Below are 20,190 nucleotides of genomic sequence, written 5' to 3' on the forward strand. Positions count from 1 at the left end.
CTCGTTCCTCGCACCTCAGGGGGCGGGGAGCTCCCGCGCCCTGAGGTGCGAGCGAGGAACGAGCGAGCCTCGAAGGGCATCCCGCGCCCCTCACTCGCGCTTCGCGAGGACGATGCCGTTCTCGGCGTAGACCGTCGTCCACCGGCCGCCATGCACCTGCTCGGCCCAGGTGACGGGCTCCATCGGTGACCCGATCCCGACGCGGGTGTCGAACAGGACGTACTCGGGGGTGACGTCGCCGATCGTGCCGGTCCAGTAGGCGCGGTGGTCGGTCACGACGTGGCCCAGCAGGGCGATGTCGGTCTCGACCGAGGCGCCGTCCGGGATCTGGGCGATCGCGGCGCGCGACGCCTCCGCCCGCGGCGTGTCGCGGTAGAGGTCGCCGTCCGCGAGCTCGGTCAGGGGCGAGCCGACGAACAGCACCGCCGAGACGCCGACCGCCACCGGGACGAGCCACTGCGCGTGGTCGATCCGCTCCAGCGTCTCCACGGCGGCGCAGAACACGATCGGCATCAGGACCAGCGAGTAGTGCCACTCGATGCCCCAGTAGGTCGGCACGTCGCCGGCGAAGCGCCACAGGAACGTCGGCACCACGACCAGCGCCCACCGCGACCCGAGCGCCGCGAACCCCGTGATCGCGAACGTCAGCAGGAGGGCGCCGAGCTTGGTGCCCGGCTCGGCGAGGACGGTCTCGAGGAGCCCTGACTCTCCCCCGAGGTTGCCCGTGTACGCGTACTGACCCGCGTCGTTGAAGGCCGGCAGCACGACGACCACCGCGAGCAGGAAGCCCAGGACCCCGGCACCGGCGGTCACCAGGCCGAGCCGACGCTCCCCCGCCCACCACAGCAGGCCGCCGATGACCAGCACCGTGATGCCCAGGTCCTCCTTCACCAGGACCAGCGGGATGCTCCAGACGGCCACCGCCGTGTAGCGGCGCTCGACCCAGGCCGCCCCCGCCAGCGCCAGGAGCGGCGCCGCGAAGGCGACTTCGTGGAACTCGGCGTCGATCGCCGCCTGCACGCCGAACGACGTCGCGCACAGCAGCCCCACCACGACACCGAGCAGCACCCCGAGGCGTCGCACGGCCAGTGCCGTGACGACGTAGATCGCCGCGGCGACGAGCAGGACCTGCACGACGAGGAGGGTCTGCGGCCCCGGGAACAGGCGGTAGACCGGCGCGGCGAGGGCGGTGATCGGTGAGAAGTGGTCGCCGAGGATGTGGAACCCCGGCCCCTTCACGTCGGCGATCGGCGCGGAGAGGTCGGCGTACCCGCTGATCGCCTGCTCGAAGATCGCCAGGTCCCACGACCGCACCTCGAACCGGGCGAAGTGGCGCAGGGCGAGGACCCCGTAGGCGAGCGCCGAGACGGCGGCGACGAGCCCACCGACGAGCCGGGCGCGCGAGATCGGCGCCTTCCCTGCGGTCATCCTCGGGTCAGGTTCTCGCCCGAGTCCGGGTCGAACAGCATGATCGACTCGTGCGGCACGACGACGTGCAGCGACTGCCCGGCGCGCACGGTCGTGCCGGACGGCACCTCGGCGACCAGGAAGTCCTGGAACAGGTCGAACTCGAACATCTCCTCGACCTCGTCGAGCACCTCGGCGAGCGCCGGGTCCAGGTCGAAGCCCAGGAAGGCGTACTGCGAGCGTGCGCGCCACTCGACGTCGTCGACGCGGGTCGTGAACTCCACGCCGCCCGTGACGGCGACCTTTCCACGGGTGGCGTCGTGGCAGTGCTCCGGACGGATGCCCGCGATCACGACCGGGCGGTCGCCGATGGCGCGCTCGACCCGGTCGTCGACCAGGATCGTGGCCAGCGGCGTGACGAGCTGGTCGCCGTCGCGGAACGCGGGCAGCAGGTTCATCGGCGGCGAGCCGAGGTAGCCCGCGACGAACATGTCGGCCGGATCCTCGTACAGCTCGTCCGCCGAGCCGACCTGCCGGATCCGTCCCTGGTGCAGCACGGCGACGCGGCCCGCGAGGCTCAGCGCCTCGTCGACCGACGACGTCGCGACGAGCGAGGTGCGCTCGCGCTCGGTCTGCCAGTGCAGCACGACCGAGCGCAGGTGGGGCCGCACCCGCTCGGACTGCGCAGCGAACGGGTCGTCGAACAGCCACAGGTTCGCGTCGCGCACGAGGCTGCGACCGATCGCGACCCGCTGCTGCTGGTCCGCACCGAGGCGGGCCGGGCGCAGGTCGAGCACGTCACGGAGCGCGAGCTCGTCGACGACCTGCTCGACCCGTTCGGCGAGCTCGGCGCGGTCGTGCCGGCGCCGCAGCGTGGCGGCGAACGTCAGGTTGTCGAGGGTGTCGCGCCGCGGGTGGAGGGCGTGGTCGGCGAAGACCATCGCGACGTCGCGCTGCCGAGGACCGCGCCCCGTGACGTCGACGTCGTCGATCAGGATCTCGCCGTCGTCGGGCGCCTGGAGACCCGCGATCGTGCGGAGCAGCGTCGTGCGAGCGGCCGCGGACGGACCGATGACCGCCAGGGCCTCGCCGTCGGCGAGGTCCAGGTCGACGGCGTCCAGCAGCGGCTGGCCGCTGGGCCCGAGCACGGTGACGCCGCGCAGCTGCAGGGAACTCATCGGTACGACCCTCCCAGAAGTCGGGTGATGGTGCGGGGAACCACGAGCGCGAGCACCGCGACAGGGGCGGCCCAGCAGATGCCGGCGGCCGCGACGAGCGCGGTCGAGGAGGGGTCGCGCGCGCGGTCGAGCAGGAGCACCGGCAGGGTCGTGGCCTGCGGCCCGGTGACCGACGTGGCGAGCGCGAGGTCCTGCGCCGTGACGACTGCGGCCAGCGAGAGGCCGACCAGCAGTGCCGGCCCGACCGTCGGCAGCAGGACCCGGACCAGGACCCTCACGGCTCCGGCGCCGACGACCCGCGCGGCGTCGACGACGTTCCACGGCGCCGAGGCGAGGGCTGCGGTGAAGACCCAGGTCGTCAGTGGCACGGCGATCGCGAGCTGCACCAGGGCGACCCGCAGGAGGGCCGAGTCCTCGAACGGGCCACCGAGGCGGAGCACCAGGTCCCCGCCTCCCACCGCGAGCGCCACGGCGGGCAGCAGGGCGGCAGCGATCGCGAACGTGCGGACGGCGTGCCGCGGACGCCACCGGGTGCGCACGAGCAGGGCGGCGAGGCCCAGCGCCGGCAGCGCAGCCACACCGGTCGCGAGCAGCGCCGCCGAGACGGAGAGCCCCGCAGCGCTGCGCAGGGCTCCGTCGTCCGCCAGGTCTGCGAAACCGCCCCCGCTCCACGCCTGCGGCCACAGCGAGGTCGGGGTCGTGCCGTCGCCCGTCGCGAGCGCCACGGCCCAGAGCATCGGCACCAGCGTGAAAATCGCGAACGCCTCGGCGCCGATCACCGCCCACACCGAGACGGGGCGGGGCGAGTCGGCCACCAGGACGCCCCACGCACTCGTCAGCACGAGGACGCCGGCCACCGCCAGCACCAGCACGCGGTCCGGACCCGTGATCGTGAAGATCGCCAGGTTGGCCAGCCCAAAGCCGAGCACGAACGCGACGAGTGCCGCGACCAGGCGCGACCGCACGGACGGGATGGTCGGGGTCATCGCGCCCTCACCACCTTGGCGACCGCCAGCGTCAGCAGGGCCAGGACCAGGGCCAGCAGCACGAGCACGACTCCGGCCGCCGCGGCCGGGCCCGTGGCGAAGGCGCCGAACGCGTTGTCGGCGACGAGCGCGGACCCGGTCGTGCGGAACGACCCCGGCTCACGGACCAGCAGAGGTCCGTCGAGCAGCCGCCAGGAGTCGAGCAGCCGGAACACGACGATCGCGGCGAGCGCGGGGGTGACGGCCGGCCAGACAACGCGCCACCACCGCTGCCACGGTGTCGCCCCGTCGGCCAGCGCCGCGTCGAGCAGCGGCGTCGGGACCCGCGACAGCGCGACGTGGACCAGCACGACGACGAGGCCCGTGGTCCGCCAGAGCTCGCCCACCACGACACCGGCGAGCACGGTGCTGGGCCCGGCGTCACCGAGGCCGAACCACGTCGCGAGGAAGCCTCCGTCGACCGCGGCGCGTCCGGCCTGCGCACCGACGACCAGCCCGACCCCGGCCGGCACGAGCGCCAGGAAGCGGGCAGGCCACCAGAGGAGCGAGAGGTGCCACAGGGCCACGGCGAGGGCCAGCGCGAGCAGGAGCTGCACCAGCACGAGCGAGGCCGTCACGACCGCCGTCGTGGCGATCGTGGTCCACCACGACGAGGAGCCGAGCACGGCCGCGTAGTGGTCGAGCCCGACCCAGCCGCCCGAGCCGCCCAGGCCGGAGTCCGTGACCGACAGCCAGAGCAGTCGGCCCAGTGGCACGAGCACGACGGCCAAGAGCAGCAGCAGGCCGGGCAGACCCCGCGCGAGCTGCGATCCGGTCGCGGGACGACGGCGATCGACGACCTCCAGGGTGCTCACGAGAGCCCCCCGTCGAGGAGTCGGCGCGCCTCCGCGGCGCTGCGGGCGGGCGTGTCGGGGCCGACGGCGGCGAGGGGCGCCCAGGTCGTGTCGATCGCCTGCTCCAGCAGGTGCGTGGTCGGAGCGGCCGGCTCCGGTGCGCCGTCGGCCAGGGCCGACGCGACCACCTCGGGGCTGATGACGAGCTCGGCGACAGCGGTCGAGGTCAGCAGGTCCGACAACGTCGGGAGGTGTCCCGTGGCAGCGACGAGGGTCTGCTGCGCCGGCGCCGCGGTCAGGCACGTGACGGCTTGGAACGCTGTCTCGGGGTCGGCCGCGGACGCCGGGACCGCCAGCGCCGTGCCGCTCAGCGGGGATCGCGAGGTCGTGGACGTCGACGAGGTGAGCGGGTAGGGCGCGACGCGGAGCTCGGCCCGGACCGGCGCGAGGGCGTCCGAGGCCACGAGCGAGACCGGGCCGACCAGGAAGCTGCCACCGGGCCCGGCGAAGGTCACGGCGGCGTCGGGCGACGGGCCGGGTCCGATCGACGAGGCGGCGAAGGTGCGCACGACCGACGCGGCCGCCGTGCCGGCCGGGCCGTCGAGCGCCGAGACGAGGGCGTCGACCCCCAGGTCCGGGTCGTCCGCAGCGCCGGCGACCAGCGCCCGCACCCAGTCGGCCGTCGACCCGGCGACCTGCACGGAGCCGCCGACCCGGGAGGCTCCCGCGCTCAGCAGGTCCCACGTGACGGCCTCGGTCATGTCGAGACCCGCCCGCTCGGCGACGGATCCCCGGTGCAGCAGCACCTGCGGCTCGTACCACCAGGGAGCCGCCACCAGCGAGCCGTCGACGGTGGCGGCGGCGACCGACGGCTCGGTGCGCCCGTCGGCCAGGTCGCCGGCCAGGTCGCCGGGCACCGGCGCGAGCAGCTCGGCCGCGGCCAGCTCGCCGATCGCGCTCGTGTCGACGCCGACCAGGTCGAGGTCGTCGCCGGTGCGGAGCCGCTGGACCAGGTCGGTGCGGCGCTCCTGCGGGTCGGCCGGCGCCTCGACGAGCTCGATCCGGAAGGCGCCCTCGGACGCGTCGCTGCAGGCGCGCGCGATCGCGGCGTAGGAGCCTGCGTCCTGGACGTACCAGCGCAGGGTCGAGGGGTCGCCGCTGTCGGCGTCGCTCGTGCCGACGGCACAGGACGCGAGGCTCCCCATGACGATCGCGCCCGCCGTCACGGCGACGACGCACGCCCTCCCACGGCTGGTCACGTGACCACTGTGGCACATGGGACGGGCCGCCCGAGGTCACTCGGGCGGCCCGTCGTCCGTGCGGCTGAGCGCCGGCTCAGAGCGTGACGTCCTCCAGCATCTCGGTGACGAGCGCCGCGACGGGCGAGCGCTCCGAGCGCGTGAGGGTCACGTGGGCGAACAGCGGGTGCCCCTTGAGCTTCTCGACGACCGCGACGACGCCGTCGTGGCGTCCGACCCGGAGGTTGTCGCGCTGGGCGACGTCGTGCGTCAGGACGACCTTGCTGTTGGCGCCGATGCGCGAGAGCACCGTCAGCAGGACGTTGCGCTCCAGCGACTGCGCCTCGTCGACGATGACGAACGCGTCGTGCAGCGACCGGCCGCGGATGTGGGTCAGCGGCAGGACCTCGAGCATCTGACGGTCGAGGATCTCGTCGATGACCGCCTGCGACGTCATCGCACCGAGGGTGTCGAAGACCGCCTGGGCCCACGGGCCCATCTTCTCGGACTCGCTGCCGGGCAGGTAGCCGAGCTCCTGGCCGCCGACGGCGTACAGGGGACGGAAGACGACGACCTTCTTGTGCTGACCTCGCTCGAGCGTGGCCTCCAGACCCGCACAGATCGCCATGGCCGACTTGCCCGTGCCGGCGCGACCGCCGAGCGAGACGATGCCGATCTCCGGGTCGAGCAGGAGGTCGAGCGCGACGCGCTGCTCCGCCGAGCGACCGTGGATCCCGAAGGCCTCCCGGTCGCCGCGGACGAGCTGCACCTGCTTGTCGGCCGTGACCCGGCCCAGACCGCTGCCCTTGTCGCTCAGGAGCACGAGCCCCGTGTGGCACGGGAGGTCGGCGGCGCCCGGGGCGTCCAGGGTCGTGAGATCGAGCGTGCCCGTCTCGTACAGCGTGTCCAGGTCGGCGACGTCGACCTCGAGCTCGCGCATGCCGGTCCAGCCCGACTCGAGCGCCAGCTCGGCCCGGTACTCCTCGGCGGCCAGGCCGACGGCCGAGGCCTTGACGCGCATCGGCAGGTCCTTGGAGACCAGCGTGACGGCGCGCCCCTCGTCGGCGAGGTTCTTCGCGACGCTGAGGATGCGGGTGTCGTTGTCGCCGAGCCTGAAGCCGGCCGGGAGCGCGGAGGAGTCGATGTGGTTGAGCTCCACGCGCAGCGTGCCGCCCTCGTCACCGATCGGGAGCGGGGCGTCCAGGGTTCCGTGCAGGACGCGCAGGTCGTCGAGGTAGCGCAGCGCCGATCGGGCGAAGAAGCCGAGCTCGGGGTGGTGGCGCTTGGCCTCCAGCTCGGTGATCACGACCACCGGGATGACGACCTCGTGCTCGTGGAACCGGGTCACCGCCCCCGGGTCCGCCAGAAGAACGCTGGTGTCGATGACGTACGTGCGTCGCATGCTCTCGTTCACAGCCACAGCTGTCTCCTACCGAGCCCGCGCGCGCCCTGCGCCGGCCCTAGTCGTCGGTGCGAGTGGGGCGGTCGAAGTCAGGGGCGAGCATCAACACACTCGCAAAGTACGCCCGCCGGAACGCCGATCTCGGACGACACGCTGAGGCACACGTTTCGCCCCGGTGAACTCTTCGGACCCGTGGGCGAGGGGTGGCTCAGGCGCCGAAGCGGCGTTCGCGGTTCGCGTAGGAACGCATCGCGCGCAGCAGGTCCACGCGGCGCAGCGCGGGCCACAGGACGTCGGTGAAGTAGAACTCCGAGTGCACCGACTGCCACAGCAGGAACCCGGACAGCCGCTGCTCCCCCGACGTGCGGATCACGAGGTCGGGATCGGGCTGACCCTTGGTGTAGAGGTGCTCGGCGATGTCGTCGACCACGAGGGTGCTGGCGACGTCCTCGAGCGAGCGACCCTTCGACGACTCCTCCAGCAGGAGGGAGCGCATCGCGTCGGTGAGCTCCTGGCGCCCGCCGTACCCGACGCAGACGTTGACCTGGAGCTCGGTCCCGGCGCTGTTCTCGATCGCGCGCTTGAGGCGGGCCGCGGACTCGGCCGGCAGCAGGTCGAGGCTGCCGATCAGGCGCAGGTTCCACCGGCCGTCGGCGGCGAGCCGCTCCACGAGCTCCTCGACGGCCGACAGGATGCCGCGGACCTCGGACTCGGGGCGCTGGAGGTTGTCGGTCGAGAGGACCCAGAACGTGACGATGCGCACGCCCAGCTCGTGGCACCAGCCGAGGAACTCGTCGATCTTGGCGGCGCCGGCCTGGTAGCCGCTCTCGAGATCCTGCCCGGCGTCCTTGGCCCATCGGCGGTTGCCGTCGACGATGGCGCCGATGTGGTGGGGGAGGCGTCGGTCGTCGAGACGCCGCGCGAGGCGGCGCTCGTACGCTCCGTACGCCAGGGAGCTCAGACCCATGGGGGCTAATCTAACCGCATGCCGGAGACCTCATCGCTCACCGACGAGCCGGTCCTCGGCCGTTTCCCCTCCTCGCTCGACGAGATCAAGCCTCGACTGCGCGGCTGGCTGCACGCCGCCGTGGCTCCGCTGTCCTTCATCTCGTTCCTCGTCATGATGGTCATCGCCGACGACGTCGTCGTCCGCGCCGGCGCGGCGGTGTTCATGGTGTCGGCGCTGCTGCTGTTCAGCTGCAGCGCGATCTACCACACGCGCACGTGGTCCGAAGAGGCCCGGATCGTGTGGAAGCGCATCGACCACGCCAACATCTTCCTGCTCATCGCGGGCTCGTACACGCCGTTCTCGCTGCTGCTCCTCAGCACCGAGCACGCCGTCATCATGCTGAGCCTGGTCTGGGGAGGCGCCCTGCTGGGCGTGGCGTTCCGCGTGTTCTGGGTCGGGGCCCCGCGCTGGATCTACGTGCCGCTGTACGTGGCGCTCGGCTGGGCGGCGGTCCTGTACTGGGGCGAGTTCGTCGACGCGGCGCCGACCGCGGTGCTCGTGCTGATGATCGTCGGCGGCGGCCTCTACACGCTGGGCGCGGTGGTCTACGGCTTCAAGCGCCCCAATCCGTGGCCCAAGTGGTTCGGCTTCCACGAGGTCTTCCACACCCTCACGATCGCGGCCTTCATCGTGCACTACATCGGCATCAGCCTCCTGGCCTACACCCAGCGCTGACCCTTCCCCGCACGACCGCTCGCGAGTGAATTCCCGCCCCCTCGCGAGTGACTTTCCGCCCTTCGGCGAGCGAGTTTCCGCCCTTCGCGACCGTGGCCAGCCTCCTGTCCACAGCAGAACTCACTCCTCGCAGGGCGGGAATCCACTCGCCGCAGGGCGGGAATTCACTCGCGAGCGGTCGTTCAGGTGAGGGTGGGGAGGGTCGCGGGGTCCGTGGTGGGGGCCTGGCAGACGAAGCCGCGGCACAGGTAGGCGGTCGGGAGACCGTCGCGGACCGCGCGGTTCTCGAACAGCGGGACGTCCAGACCGGGCTCGCCCCCGACCACCACCGCGCCCGGTGAGGTGAGGGCGAACGCCGCCCGCAGCATCGCGTCGCGCTCGCCGGGAGCGCCGACGACCGCGACCTCGACAGGGCCGGCGTGCATCGCCTCGGCGACGGCGAGCGCCTGCCCCGCGAAGCGCGGTGCCGCACGAGCAGTCGGGGAGGCCGACTCGAGGGCCTGCTCGGTCGCCGCGCGCCAGCGCGGGTCGCCCGTGACGGCCGAGGCGGCGACGAGCACCGTCGCCGCCGCACTGGCCCCGGACGGATACGCGTTGTCGGCCACGTCGCGCGGCGCGACCACGAGTCCGTCGCCCGGAGCGTCGACGAAGCCGCCCGCTGGGTCGGCGAAGTCGGTCACGACCCGCTCGAGCAGCCCGAGCGCCCGCTCGAGCCAGATCGCCTCGCCCGTGACCCCGAGCACCGCGAGGAACGCCTCGGCGACCGCCGCGTGGTCCTCGAGCACCCCGGCGTGCCGGCTCGCGACGCCGCCCCGCGACGTCCGCACCAGGCCGTCGTCGGTCAGGTGGACCCGGACCAGGAGCTCGGCAGCCTCGACCGCCGCAGCCGTGAGCTCGGGGGCGTCCAGCAGCACGCCGGCCTCGACGAGCGCCGTGACCGCCCAGCCGTTCCAGGACGCCACGACCTTGTCGTCGCGGGCCGGGCGGGCGCGCTCGGACCGCGCCGCGAGCAGGGTGCCGCGGATGCGCTGCCAGCGCTCGACGTCGTCGGGATCCTGCTGGAGCTGGAGCGTCGAGAAGCCCCGCTCGAAGGTGCCCGGCCCGGTCACGCCCAGCAGGCCGACCGCCCAGGCACCGTCGGACGCCCCCAGCAGGCGCATCAGCTCGTTCGGGTTCCAGACGTAGAACGTCCCCTCGTGGACGTCCCCCTTCCCATCGGCGCTGTCGGCGTCGAGCGCCGAGGCGAACCCGCCCTCGGGCGTGCGCAGCTCGGCCAGCAGGAAGGCCGCGGTCTCGCGAGCCACCCGCTCCGCCAGCGGCGCCCCCGTCGCCCGCCACCAGTGCAGATAGACCCGCAGCAGCAGCGCGTTGTCGTAGAGCATCTTCTCGAAGTGCGGGACCCGCCAGTGGCGGTCGACGCTGTAGCGGGCGAAGCCGCCCGCGAGCTGGTCGTACAGGCCTCCGCGGGCCATCGCCTCGCACGTCGCCGCGGCCATGTCGAGCGACCCCGGCGAACCCGTGCGGTCGTGGTGACGCAGCAGGAACTCCAGCACCATCGACGGCGGGAACTTGGGGGCGGCACCGAAGCCGGCCGCCTCGTCGTCGTAGGTCCGCGCGAGGGTGGTGACCGCGTCGTCGAGGTCCTCGGTCGTCAGCAGGTCGCCGTCCGGGTCGCGGGCCTCCTGCAGGTGCGCCACGACGTCGCGCCCGACCGTCAGCACCTCCTCACGCCGCTCGCGCCACGCGTCGGCCAGCGCCTGCAGGACCTGCGTGAACGCCGGAGCGCCCTGGGTGGGCTCGGGCGGAAAGTAGGTGCCGGCGAAGAACGGCTCGCCGTCCGGAGTCAGGACGCAGGTCATCGGCCACCCGCCGTGACCCGTCATGGCCTGCGTCGCGCGCATGTAAACCGCGTCGACGTCCGGTCGTTCCTCGCGGTCGACCTTGACGTTGATGAAGTGGGCGTTCATGAAGTCCGCGGTGGCGGCGTCCTCGAAGGACTCGTGCGCCATGACATGGCACCAGTGGCACGCGGCGTAGCCGACGCTCAGCAGCACCGGCCGGTCGAGCTCACGCGCGACCGCGAACGCCTCGTCGCCCCACTCCCACCAGTCGACGGGGTTGTCGGCGTGCTGCAGCAGGTACGGCGACTGCGCAGCGGCAAGACGGTTGGCCATTCCTCTGACTCCCATCGAGCACGACACGGCGTTCCGAGTGCGGGCCAGGGACGGCCGCCCACGGTGCCACCCTAGGAGGGGCCTCCGCATGGCCGCTGCGCCATCACCGCGAGCCACCCGTCGTCCGCGGGCGCCCGGTCGATCCACACCGGCGACAGACCGGCCCCTCGCAGGGCGTCGAGGATCTCGTCCTCGGTCCGCAGCGCCCGGTAGTACGACCTGCCCGACTCGCCGACCTCCCAGCCGCTGCCCTCGCCGCGCGGCACCGAGACCAGGAACTGGCCGCCCGGGCGCAGCGCCTCGGCGATCTTGCCGAGCACCGGAGCCAGGTCCTGCGTCTCGACGTGCTGGAGGACGTGCAGCATGAGCACGGCGTCGTAGGGTCCTCCGAGCTCGTCGTTGATCACGTCGAGGCGGTCGATCTCCTTGCCGCGCCCGCGCTGGAGAGCGATGAACGCCTGGGTGAGGTCGGTGCGGCGGACGTGAAGTCCCGCGTCCTCGAGCCGGTCCGCGTCCCAGCCCGGGCCGGACCCGATCTCGAGGACGTCACCACCGGGAACCGCCTGGGTCAACCGCGCCAGAGCTCCGGCCAGGACCCTGCTGCCCGACGTCTCGCGGGCGTAGGAGAGTGCGACGTCCTCGTACGACTCCACCGTGCGGGCGTTGGGCGTCGGCTCCATGGTCAGAGCCTAGACACGGGCCGCCGCTCGAGGGAGTGACGACACCAGGCCGTCAGCCGAATCAGGCGTCGCGGTCAGCGGTGGCGCGGTCGGCGGCCGACTCGTCCGACGCCTCGGCGTCCTCGCCGTCCCAGGGCGCACGGGCGCGGCGCGAGACGCGCGCGAAGGACCACATCAGCAGCGCCAGGGAGATCGCCATGAGCACGAAGATCCCGAGCGCGACCCACCCGGGACGCACGATGTTGGGGTCCAGCTCTCGGCGGTCACCAGCGGCGACGAGGACCGCGCTCGCAAGCTCGTACATGGGTTCAGCGTAGGCCCGCGAACAAGTCGTCCTCGGGGAGGGTCGTCGGCACCTTGCTGTCGACCAGCTCGAAGTCCTCCGTGGGCCAGACCTCGGCCTGCACCTCGCGCGGCACCGAGAAGAAGAAGCCGTCGGGGTCGATCTGCGTCGCGTGGGCGATCAGGGCCGCGTCGCGCACGTGGAAGTACTCGGCGCACTCGACGCGCGTCGTGATGCGGTCGTCGCGGAACCGCTCGGGGTCGCGCTCGTCGAGCCAGCCCTTGTAGGGGTTCTCGAGGCCCCGCTCCTCCATGGCCGCGCCGATCGCCTTCAGCCGGCCTCCGGTGAAGCCGCCCTGGTAGTAGAGCTTGCTGACCTGCCAGGCCTCGCCCAGCTCCGGGTAGCGCTCCGGGTCGGCGGCCGCCTCGTAGGCGAAGACGCTGATCTCGTGGCACTTGATGTGGTCGGGGTGGGGGTAGCCGCCGTTCTCGTCGTAGGTCGTCAGGACCTGCGGACGGAACGACCGGATCAGCCGGATCAACGGCAGCGCCGCCTCCTCGAGGGGCACGAGCCCGAAGCAGCCCTCGGGCAGCGGCGGCTTGGGATCGCCCTCGGGCCAGCCGGAGTCGACCCAGCCGAGCCAGTCCTGCGTCACGCCGAGGATGTCGCGGGCGCGCTCCATCTCCTCGCGGCGGATCTCGGTGATGAGCTCGGGGTCGTCCTCGATGCCGGGGTGCTGGAAGCTCGGGTTGAGGATCGAGCCCCGCTCGCCGCCGGTGCACGTGACGACGTGGACGTCGACGCCTTCGGCGACGTACTTGGCGGTCGACGCGGCGCCCTTGCTCGACTCGTCGTCGGGGTGCGCGTGGACGTGCATGAGGCGCAGCTGCTCGGTCACCCGGACCATTATTCCGGTCACGTGGGAGAGGCGGGGCTCGCGGGGCCACATCCTGGCTCCACGAGCCAGCGCACCGCGCTCGTCGATCGCCCGTTCCGGGCCCGAGGCCGCGCCTGAGACACTGGTCCCCATGACCGACCTCGCCGACCGCTACGGCACCCGCACCCGTCCGCCGTGGCTGTGGTGGGTCGTCGCCGGGATCGGCATCGCCCTGGGCGTCGCCTGGGCCGGGTGGATCGCGCTGCAGCCGCGGCCGGTCACGACCGAGGTCTTCTCCTACGACGTCGTCTCGGACTCGCAGATCGACCTCGTGCTCGAGGTCATCCGCGAGGAGCCGGTCGCCGTCACGTGCAGCGTCTACGCGCAGGCGCAGGACCACTCGATCGTCGGCGAGAAGACCATCACGATCCCGGCGCCGCAGAAGGATCGCGAGCTCCACGACGTGAGCCTGACGACCACGGAGCGGGCGGTCACGGGCGTCGTTCGCTCGTGCGAAGTCGCCGACTGAGTGCTAGCCTCGGAACTTCACCCCGAGCCGGGCGCTCGGGGTTCCGTACGTCTTGAAGGAGTTCGCCATGACGCAGCCGACCGGCACCGAGACCCTCTGGGTCACGCAGGAAGCCCTCACGCGCCTTCAGGAGGAGCTCGACCACCTCAAGGACGAGGTCCGGCCTGACATCACGGCCAAGATCGCCGCTGCCCGCGACGAGGGCGACCTCAAGGAGAACGGCGGCTACCACGCAGCGCGCGAGGAGCAGGGCAAGACCGAGGCCCGCATCCGCCAGCTCGAGGACATCATCCGTCGCGCCGAGGTCGGCGAGAAGCCGGCCGACGACGGTGTCGTCGAGGCCGGGATGAAGGTCACGATCCGCTTCGCGGGCGACGACGACACCGAGACGTTCCTGCTCGGCTCGCGCGAGGTCCTGAGCCTCGACAGCGCGGTCGACCTCGACGTGTACTCCCCCACCTCGCCGCTGGGCGCCGCCCTGGTCGGCAAGAAGAAGGGTGACTCGGCCAGCTACGAGGCCCCGAACGGCTCGACCATCACGGTCGAGATCGTCGACGCCGTCCCGTTCTGAGTCAGGGCCGGCGGTAGCCCAGGGCTGCCAGCCGGGTCATGACCTTGTCGGCGTGGCCCGGGCCCCGGGTCGCGACCTGCAGGGCGACCTCGACCTCGCCGACGCCGAGCGCCTCGGAGGCGCGGTCGTGCACGACGTTGAGGATGTTGACCTGCATCGACGCCAGGTCGGTGAGCAGCCGCATGAGCTCGCCGGGCCGATCGGTCAGGTGCACGCGGAAGCTCAGGAAGCGACCCGCGGCCTTGAGGCCGTGCCGGATGACCTCCAGCAGCAGCAGCGCGTCGATGTTGCCGCCGGACAGCACCGGGACGACCGGGCCGTCGAAGTCGTGGGGCCGGTCCAGGAGCGCGGCGACCCCCGCCGCGCCGGCCGGCTCGACGAGCAGCTTGGCCCGCTCGAGCAGGCCGATCAGGGCCCGGCTCATCGACTCCTCGGTGACCGTCACGACGTCGTCGACCAGGTCGGCGACGACGGCGAAGGGCACCGCGCCGGGCTGCGCGACCGCGATGCCGTCGGCCATCGTCGGCAGGCCGGGGACGAGCATCGGGGTGCCGGCACTGAGCGAGGCCACGTAGGGGCTCACGGCCGCGGTCTGCACGCCGACGACCTTGACGTCGGGTCGCACCTCGCGCAGCAGCGCGATGCCGGCGACGAGTCCGCCACCGCCGAGCGGCACCAGGACCGTGCCGACCTCGGGCAGCTGGCGCAGGATCTCCAGGCCCACCGTGCCCTGGCCCACGACGACGTCGCCGTGGTCGAACGGGTGGATCAGGATGGCTCCGGTGCGATCGGCGTACTCGCGCGCGGCGACGATGCTGGCCTCGACGTCGACCCCGGTCAGCTCGATGTCGGCACCGTAGCCCTGCGTGGCCTGCACCTTGGGCAGGGCAGCACCCTCGGGCATGTAGATGCGCGCCTTGATGCCGAGCATCTGCGCGGCCAGGGCGACGCCCTGCGCGTGATTGCCGGCCGAGGCGGCGACGACCCCGGCGGCGCGCTCGGCGTCCGTCAGCCGCGCGATGCGCGTGTAGGCGCCGCGCAGCTTGAACGACCCCGTGCGCTGGAGGTTCTCGCACTTCAGCAGCACCTCGGTGCCGGTCAGCTCGCTGAGCCAGCGCGAGTGCGCGAGCGGGGTCACCTCGGCGACGCCGGTCAGCAGCTCGGCCGCGGCCTCGACGCCGGCCCAGGACGGCAGGGTCGTGGTCATGCGGGGTCCGCCGGGAGCTGTGCGTCAGGCGGTACGTGCTCGGGCAGCCCGTCGGACTGCAGCGGGTTGCCCGCCTGCTGCGCCAGGTGTCGGACGACGCCGTTGAGGCAGGCGACGAGCGGCACCGCGACGAGCGCACCGACGACGCCGGAGACCGTGATGCCGGCGGCGATCGCCGCGATAATCGCCAGCGGGTGCACCGCCACGAGTCGGCCCATCAGGAACGGCTGCAGCACGTGCGACTCGAGCTGCTGCACGCCGATCACGACGAGCAGCATGAACAGCGCGGTCCAGGGCCCCTGCGCCACGAGTGCGACCAGCACCGCGACCATGCCCGACGCGAACGCGCCGATGATCGGGACGAAGGCGCCCAGGAAGACGATGACGCCGATCGCGAACGTCAGCGGCACCCCGAGCAGCCAGGCGCCGAGGGCGATGCCGACCGCGTCGACGAATGCCACGATCACCGTGGCGCGGACGAAGCTCGTCAGGGACTCCCAGGCCTTGTGACCCGAGGAGTTGACCTTGGCGCGCGCCTCGCGCGGGAAGAGCGTGACGACCCAGGCCCAGATGCGATCGCCCTCCCAGAGGAAGAAGACCGAGGCGAACAGGGCGATGAAGAACCCGGTGACGAAGTGGGCCAGGGTGATGCCGACCGCGGTGGCCTGACCGAGCACGGCGTCACGACCCGTGCCGGAGATCGTGTCCTGCACCTGCGTGACGTAGCGGTTGAGGTCGCTGTCGCTCAGCCCGAGCGGTCCGTTGCGCGCCCAGTCCCGCAGCTCGCCGATGCCCGCGACGATGCTGGAGCGCAGCTCGTCGAACTGGGTCGAGAGCTGCTGGCCGACGAGGGTCACCAGTCCGACCAGACCGATCAGCATCAGGAGCGCGACGACGATCGTGGCGAGCAGGCGTGGGAGGCCGAGGCGATCGAGCCAGTCCACCACGCCGATCGTGAGCGCCGTCCCGAGCAGGCCGATCGTGATCGGCACGGTGATCTCGGAGAAGTACTGCAGGACCCACAGCACGCCCAGGCCCGCGGCGGCGATCACGATCAGCCGCCAGGCCCAGGCCGTGGCGATCTCGATCCCGATCGGGACCTGGTAGCGCTGGCTCACTCGGACGAGCCTACTCGCGGAACATCCCCCTGCTCGCCTGCGTTGACGGTGTGGCGGTCTTTGGCCGCAGAGGAAAGGATGTCCCCATGATCTTCGGAACCCGCAAGACCGAGATGCCCGCCCGCGAGGACGCCCTGCCGGGCCGTCCGACGCGTCCCCACCTCGTCGGCGACCGCCACCTGGTGACCGGCAACCCGCTCGAGACCGACGGCCCCGAGGGATTCGAGGTCGCCGTGGTCGGCCTGGGCTGCTTCTGGGGCGAGGAGCAGACGTTCTGGCAGCTGCCGGGCGTCTGGTCGACGACCGTCGGCTACGCCGGCGGCTACACGCCGAACCCCTCCTACGAGGAGGTGTGCACGGGCCGCACGGGTCACTCCGAGGTCGTGCGCGTCGTGTTCGACCCGTCCGTGCTGTCCTACGACGACCTGCTGGCGACCTTCTGGGAGAACCACGACCCGACCCAGGGCATGCGTCAGGGCAACGACCGCGGCTCGCAGTACCGCTCGGTGCTGCTGACCACGTCGCCCGAGCAGCAGGCGAAGGCCGAGGCCTCCCGCGATCACTACCAGGCGAAGATGTCGGCCAACGGCTACGGCCGGATCACGACCGAGATCAAGCCCTTGACGGAGTACTACTACGCCGAGGACTACCACCAGCAGTACCTCGTGCGGAACCCGCACGGCTACTGCCCGCTGCACGCCACGGGCGTCAGCTACGCCTGAGGTCGGCGCCCACGTTCGCCAACAGTGAACGTGGGCCGATCAAGGGAATTGAGTCCCTTCGACTCAAGTTGTGACAGGTGTCGGCCACGGTGGTCGGCACCTGTTTCACCTTCGGAGGAACCATGAGCACCATCACCCGTTACCGCAGCCGCGACCCCCGCTTCTTCGCCGACTTCGACGCGATCGTCCGCTCGACCTTCGCAGGCCAGCCCGCCGAGACCTCGGCAGAGGCGCTCGCGTTCACCCCGACGGCCGAGACGGTCCGTGACGGCGACGACGTCGTCGTGCGGCTCGACCTGCCCGGCGTCGACGTGGCCGAGGACGTCTCGGTCGAGGTGACCAACGGCCGCCTGGTCGTCGCGGGCGAGCGCAAGGACGCCCGGGCGGAGGAGTCCGCCGGACGCTCCGTGCGCGAGGTCCGCTACGGCCGCTTCCGCCGCTCGTTCGGCCTGCCCGGCCACGTGGGCGCCGACGCGGTCAGTGCCCACTACGACCAGGGCGTCCTGAGCGTCCGCGTCGCGGGCGTGTACGCCGGCACCGAGCCCACGAAGATCACCATCACGGCGGGCACGCCCGTCACCGACGAGGCCTGACCGCCGCAGGCGGNNACCTCAGCCACCGGTGGCTGAGGTGCGAGGAGCCCCGGCGACGAGCCTCGAAGCCTCCTCCGGCGTAACGTCGAGAGCATGGAGCAACGACTCAGCCTCGTGACCCTCGGCGTCAGCGACCTCGCGCGCGCCCGCGCCTTCTACGAGCAGGGCCTCGGGTGGCAGCGCGGCAACACCGAGGACGAGGTCGCGTTCTACCAGCTGCCCGGCCTCGTCCTGGCGATCTGGGACCGCGCCGAGCTGGCCGCCGACGCGGGAGTGCCGGAGGCCGCCGGAGCACCCGCCTCCTTCGCCCTGGCCTACAACACCCGCACCCACGACGAGGTCGTCGAGGTGCTGAACCTGGCTCGCGAGGCCGGCGGCACGGTGACGAAAGCCGCCACCGAGACCGAGTGGGGTGGCTTCTCCGGCTACTTCACCGACCCGGAGGGTCACCTCTGGGAGGTGGCGTTCAACCCCTTCTGGTCGGTCGACGTGACCGGTCACACCGCGTTCGGCCCGCCCGACGCCGTCTGATTCAGGACACGAGGGCGGCGGGGCTGAACCCGATCTCGAACGGCGCCGTCACCGCGAACACGTCGTCGCCCTCGGCGTGTGCGACCTGCTGATACGCGCCGTCGACCACGGCCCAGGCCGTGACGGCACCGGCATCGGCCGGGTCGACGACCCAGTAGTGCGCGCACGCCGCGCGCTCGAGCCGCTCCTTCTTCAGCAGCAGGTCGACGCGTCTGGTCGAGGGCGACAGCACCTCGACGGCCAGGACCGGCGCCACGGGAAGGTCGCGCTCGGTGAGGTCGGCCACCCGCGCCACCAGGAGGTCGGGCTGCATCACGGTGTCGTCGGCCAGCACGACGTCGAACGGCGCGAAGAACGTCTCGAGCCCGCTGGGACGAGCGTCGTCGACGATGCGGAACAGCCGGGCCAGTGCTCGCTGGTGCCGCATCACCGGGGACGGGCTCACGATGAGCACCCCGTCGAGCAGCTCGTAGCGGTGTCCGTCATCGGGAAGCGCCGCCAGGTCGTCGCGCGTCAGAGCGCGTCCTCGCGGGAGCCCGATGGACACCTCGGTCGCCATGACGCTCATGGTAGATCGCCTCCTCGGTCATGGCCACAGCCAACTCCCGTGGGCCGACAGGCACCAGCACCCGCCGCGCAGCCTGTGGACGACGACGCCCTGGGGATCACCGCGCCGCGTCGGCCCCGTCGCGCTGGGCGCCGGAGAACGGGCACGCTCCGCCTGCGTCGACCGGCTCGGTCCCCGGCTCCGGGTCCACCGGCTCCGTGGCGGGACCGGCGCTCGGCGTGCGCGGGGTCAGGCGCAGCTCGAACCCCTTCGGGACGATCGTGAGCCGCTCGGCGATGTCGAGCTGGTAGTCCGGGTCGCCGGTGATCTCGTAGCGGTGCAGCAGCCGCGCGAGCACCAGCATCGACTCGTGCTGCGCGAACTGACGGCCGATGCAGGACCGCTCCCCCGTGCCCCACGGCTTGTAGCTGTGCGGCATGCGTCCGCGGGAGTTCTCCGGCAGGAAGCGGTCGGGGTCGAACTCCTCGGCGTCCTCGCCCCACACGCCCTGGTCGCGGTGAACCGACGGCAGCAGCACGATCGCCCAGTCCTGCGGTCGCATCACGTGCCCCGTCGACAGGGTGAGCGTCTCACGCGGCGACCTGCTGAAGGCCGGCGCGGTGGGCCACAGGCGCAACGCCTCGTCGAGCACGCGGCGCAGGTGACGGAAGCGGGCGACCTGCTCGAACGTCGGCTCGGCGTCGCGGTCGCCGCCGAGCACCTCGTCGGCCTCGGCGTGCGCCGCGGCGAGGGCCTCGGGGTGGCGGCTGAGGTAGTAGAGCACGAACGACAGGGCCCCTGAGGTCGTCTCGTGCCCGGCCACGAGGAACGTCAGGATCTGGTGACGGATGTTGGTGTCGTCGAGCTGCTCACCCGTCTCCGGGTGCTTCGCGCTGAGCATGATGCCGAGGAGGTCGTGCTCCGACGGGGGCTCGGCGCGGCGCGCGGCGATGATGTCGTCGAGCAGCTCGTCGACGTAGTCCTGGGCCACCTGTTGGCGCTTGCGGATCCGGCGCAGCGCGAGGCGGCTGCCGGGCGCGCCGCTCAGCGTCGCGACCCGTTGGCTGCTCGTGAGCGCCGTGACCATCGCGGCGATGAACGGGTGCGGCTCGGTGCCCTCGAACGAGGCGAAGTCGCGGCTGAGGGCCGCGCGCGCCAGCGTCTCCAGGGTCAGCTTCGTCATGTCGCGCGAGACGTCGACGGGGCCGTCGAGCCGCTCCCAGTACGCGAAGAGCTCGGCCAGCGTCTCGAGCATGATCGGGTGGTACGACTGCATCGCCGCCCGGGTGAAGGCCGGTCGCAGCAGGTCGTGCGCGAGGCGCCAGTTCGGCTCCTCGGTGCGGGCGGTGAACAGGCCGTCGCCGGCGAAGTCACGCAGGGCCTCGAGCGCCGGCGAGAGGGACTTGCCGAACCGCTGCTCGTCGCACATCTCGGCGGCGAGCTCGGCACTGGCGACGAAGACGAACTTCTGGTCGAACACCTGGATCTCGAAGATCGGCTCGCCCAGCCTCGCCGCGTGCCCGACCATGCTGTGCAGCGGGCGCGACGGATCGATGCCCCGCCCGTCGCCCACGATCGGCAGGCGGCCGGGCGGGTGCGGGAACGACTGACCACCCCAGTCGTTGCGCAT

At 72.3% G+C, this 20,190-nt stretch carries 21 protein-coding genes; 6 read left to right on the plus strand and 15 right to left on the minus strand.

Translation table 11 applies throughout. The features are described from left to right. Positions 1-90 precede the first annotated feature (90 nt). From ABD127_RS09500 to ABD127_RS09530, 7 genes are all read right to left on the minus strand, one after another. Entirely contained in the window at positions 91-1,428 is a 1,338-nt protein-coding gene (locus ABD127_RS09500) for a DUF2079 domain-containing protein (protein ID WP_344200467.1), read from the minus strand. Continuing rightward, entirely contained in the window at positions 1,425-2,585 is a 1,161-nt protein-coding gene (locus ABD127_RS09505) for an ABC transporter ATP-binding protein (protein WP_344200470.1), read from the minus strand. Before ABD127_RS09505 ends, ABD127_RS09500 begins: the two co-directional genes overlap by 4 nt. Then, positions 2,582-3,571, minus strand: a complete 990-nt coding sequence (locus ABD127_RS09510; RefSeq protein ID WP_344200473.1) for an ABC transporter permease — start codon at positions 3,569-3,571, stop codon at positions 2,582-2,584. Before ABD127_RS09510 ends, ABD127_RS09505 begins: the two co-directional genes overlap by 4 nt. Beyond that, positions 3,568-4,425, minus strand: coding sequence for an ABC transporter permease subunit (locus ABD127_RS09515; protein ID WP_344200475.1), 858 nt, complete (start codon positions 4,423-4,425; stop codon positions 3,568-3,570). Before ABD127_RS09515 ends, ABD127_RS09510 begins: the two co-directional genes overlap by 4 nt. Next, positions 4,422-5,663, minus strand: a complete 1,242-nt coding sequence (locus ABD127_RS09520) for an extracellular solute-binding protein (protein WP_344200478.1) — start codon at positions 5,661-5,663, stop codon at positions 4,422-4,424. The genes ABD127_RS09515 and ABD127_RS09520 overlap by 4 nt, the downstream gene beginning before the upstream one ends. 76 nt (positions 5,664-5,739) lie before the next feature. Continuing rightward, positions 5,740-7,044: an RNA 5'-3' helicase PhoH2 gene (phoH2, locus tag ABD127_RS09525; RefSeq protein WP_344202603.1), complete on the minus strand. Its 1,305-nt coding sequence runs from the start codon at positions 7,042-7,044 to the stop codon at positions 5,740-5,742. Positions 7,045-7,252: 208 nt separating this feature from the next. Further along, positions 7,253-8,011 (minus strand): isoprenyl transferase, encoded by a 759-nt coding sequence (locus tag ABD127_RS09530; RefSeq protein ID WP_344200481.1) that lies wholly within the window; start codon positions 8,009-8,011, stop codon positions 7,253-7,255. An 18-nt stretch (positions 8,012-8,029) separates the two neighbouring features. On the opposite strand from ABD127_RS09530, the gene trhA reads away from it, so the two are divergent. Beyond that, positions 8,030-8,728 carry a PAQR family membrane homeostasis protein TrhA gene (gene trhA, locus ABD127_RS09535; RefSeq protein WP_344200483.1) on the plus strand — a complete coding sequence of 233 codons (699 nt, stop codon included), beginning with the start codon at positions 8,030-8,032 and terminating at the stop codon, positions 8,726-8,728. Positions 8,729-8,910: 182 nt separating this feature from the next. Here the strand turns inward: trhA and ABD127_RS09540 are convergent, their stop codons facing one another. The 4 genes from ABD127_RS09540 to mca all read right to left on the minus strand — a co-directional run bounded on the left by ABD127_RS09540 (position 8,911) and on the right by mca (position 12,772). After that, the gene (locus tag ABD127_RS09540) at positions 8,911-10,902 is read right to left on the minus strand and encodes a thioredoxin domain-containing protein (RefSeq protein WP_344200486.1); all 1,992 of its coding nucleotides are present in this window, start codon (positions 10,900-10,902) and stop codon (positions 8,911-8,913) included. A gap of 71 nt (positions 10,903-10,973) precedes the next feature. Next, positions 10,974-11,582: a class I SAM-dependent methyltransferase gene (locus ABD127_RS09545; RefSeq protein WP_344200489.1), complete on the minus strand. Its 609-nt coding sequence runs from the start codon at positions 11,580-11,582 to the stop codon at positions 10,974-10,976. A 61-nt stretch (positions 11,583-11,643) separates the two neighbouring features. Further along, positions 11,644-11,886 (minus strand): hypothetical protein, encoded by a 243-nt coding sequence (locus tag ABD127_RS09550; RefSeq protein WP_344200491.1) that lies wholly within the window; start codon positions 11,884-11,886, stop codon positions 11,644-11,646. 4 nt (positions 11,887-11,890) lie between these two features. After that, complete coding sequence (gene mca / locus ABD127_RS09555; protein WP_344202604.1) at positions 11,891-12,772, minus strand: mycothiol conjugate amidase Mca; 882 nt, start codon at positions 12,770-12,772, stop codon at positions 11,891-11,893. 121 nt (positions 12,773-12,893) lie between these two features. Here mca and ABD127_RS09560 point away from each other — a divergent pair, with 121 nt between their 5' ends. Beyond that, positions 12,894-13,271, plus strand: coding sequence for a DUF4307 domain-containing protein (locus ABD127_RS09560; RefSeq protein ID WP_344200493.1), 378 nt, complete (start codon positions 12,894-12,896; stop codon positions 13,269-13,271). Between the two features lie 67 nt (positions 13,272-13,338). Then, positions 13,339-13,842 carry a transcription elongation factor GreA gene (gene greA, locus ABD127_RS09565; RefSeq protein ID WP_344200496.1) on the plus strand — a complete coding sequence of 168 codons (504 nt, stop codon included), beginning with the start codon at positions 13,339-13,341 and terminating at the stop codon, positions 13,840-13,842. A gap of 1 nt (position 13,843) precedes the next feature. Here greA and ilvA read toward each other — a convergent pair whose 3' ends face one another. Both ilvA and ABD127_RS09575 read right to left on the minus strand, forming a co-directional pair. Beyond that, entirely contained in the window at positions 13,844-15,049 is a 1,206-nt protein-coding gene (ilvA, locus tag ABD127_RS09570; protein ID WP_344200498.1) for a threonine ammonia-lyase, read from the minus strand. Then, positions 15,046-16,167: an AI-2E family transporter gene (locus tag ABD127_RS09575; RefSeq protein ID WP_344200500.1), complete on the minus strand. Its 1,122-nt coding sequence runs from the start codon at positions 16,165-16,167 to the stop codon at positions 15,046-15,048. Before ABD127_RS09575 ends, ilvA begins: the two co-directional genes overlap by 4 nt. Before the next feature lie 86 nt (positions 16,168-16,253). On the opposite strand from ABD127_RS09575, the gene msrA reads away from it, so the two are divergent. The 3 genes from msrA (at position 16,254) to ABD127_RS09590 (ending at position 18,013) form a co-directional block, all read left to right on the plus strand. Further along, positions 16,254-16,889, plus strand: coding sequence for a peptide-methionine (S)-S-oxide reductase MsrA (gene msrA, locus ABD127_RS09580; RefSeq protein WP_344200503.1), 636 nt, complete (start codon positions 16,254-16,256; stop codon positions 16,887-16,889). A 122-nt stretch (positions 16,890-17,011) separates the two neighbouring features. Beyond that, entirely contained in the window at positions 17,012-17,482 is a 471-nt protein-coding gene (locus ABD127_RS09585; protein ID WP_344200505.1) for an Hsp20/alpha crystallin family protein, read from the plus strand. Between the two features lie 93 nt (positions 17,483-17,575). Further along, the gene (locus ABD127_RS09590; protein ID WP_344200508.1) at positions 17,576-18,013 is read left to right on the plus strand and encodes a VOC family protein; all 438 of its coding nucleotides are present in this window, start codon (positions 17,576-17,578) and stop codon (positions 18,011-18,013) included. Position 18,014: 1 nt separating this feature from the next. Here the strand turns inward: ABD127_RS09590 and ABD127_RS09595 are convergent, their stop codons facing one another. Continuing rightward, positions 18,015-18,572, minus strand: coding sequence for a Uma2 family endonuclease (locus ABD127_RS09595; protein ID WP_344200510.1), 558 nt, complete (start codon positions 18,570-18,572; stop codon positions 18,015-18,017). 106 nt (positions 18,573-18,678) lie between these two features. Next, complete coding sequence (locus tag ABD127_RS09600) at positions 18,679-20,190, minus strand: cytochrome P450 (protein WP_344200513.1); 1,512 nt, start codon at positions 20,188-20,190, stop codon at positions 18,679-18,681.

Origin of the sequence: Aeromicrobium alkaliterrae, from assembly GCF_039529015.1 — a bacterium.
Classification (GTDB): domain Bacteria; phylum Actinomycetota; class Actinomycetes; order Propionibacteriales; family Nocardioidaceae; genus Aeromicrobium; species Aeromicrobium alkaliterrae.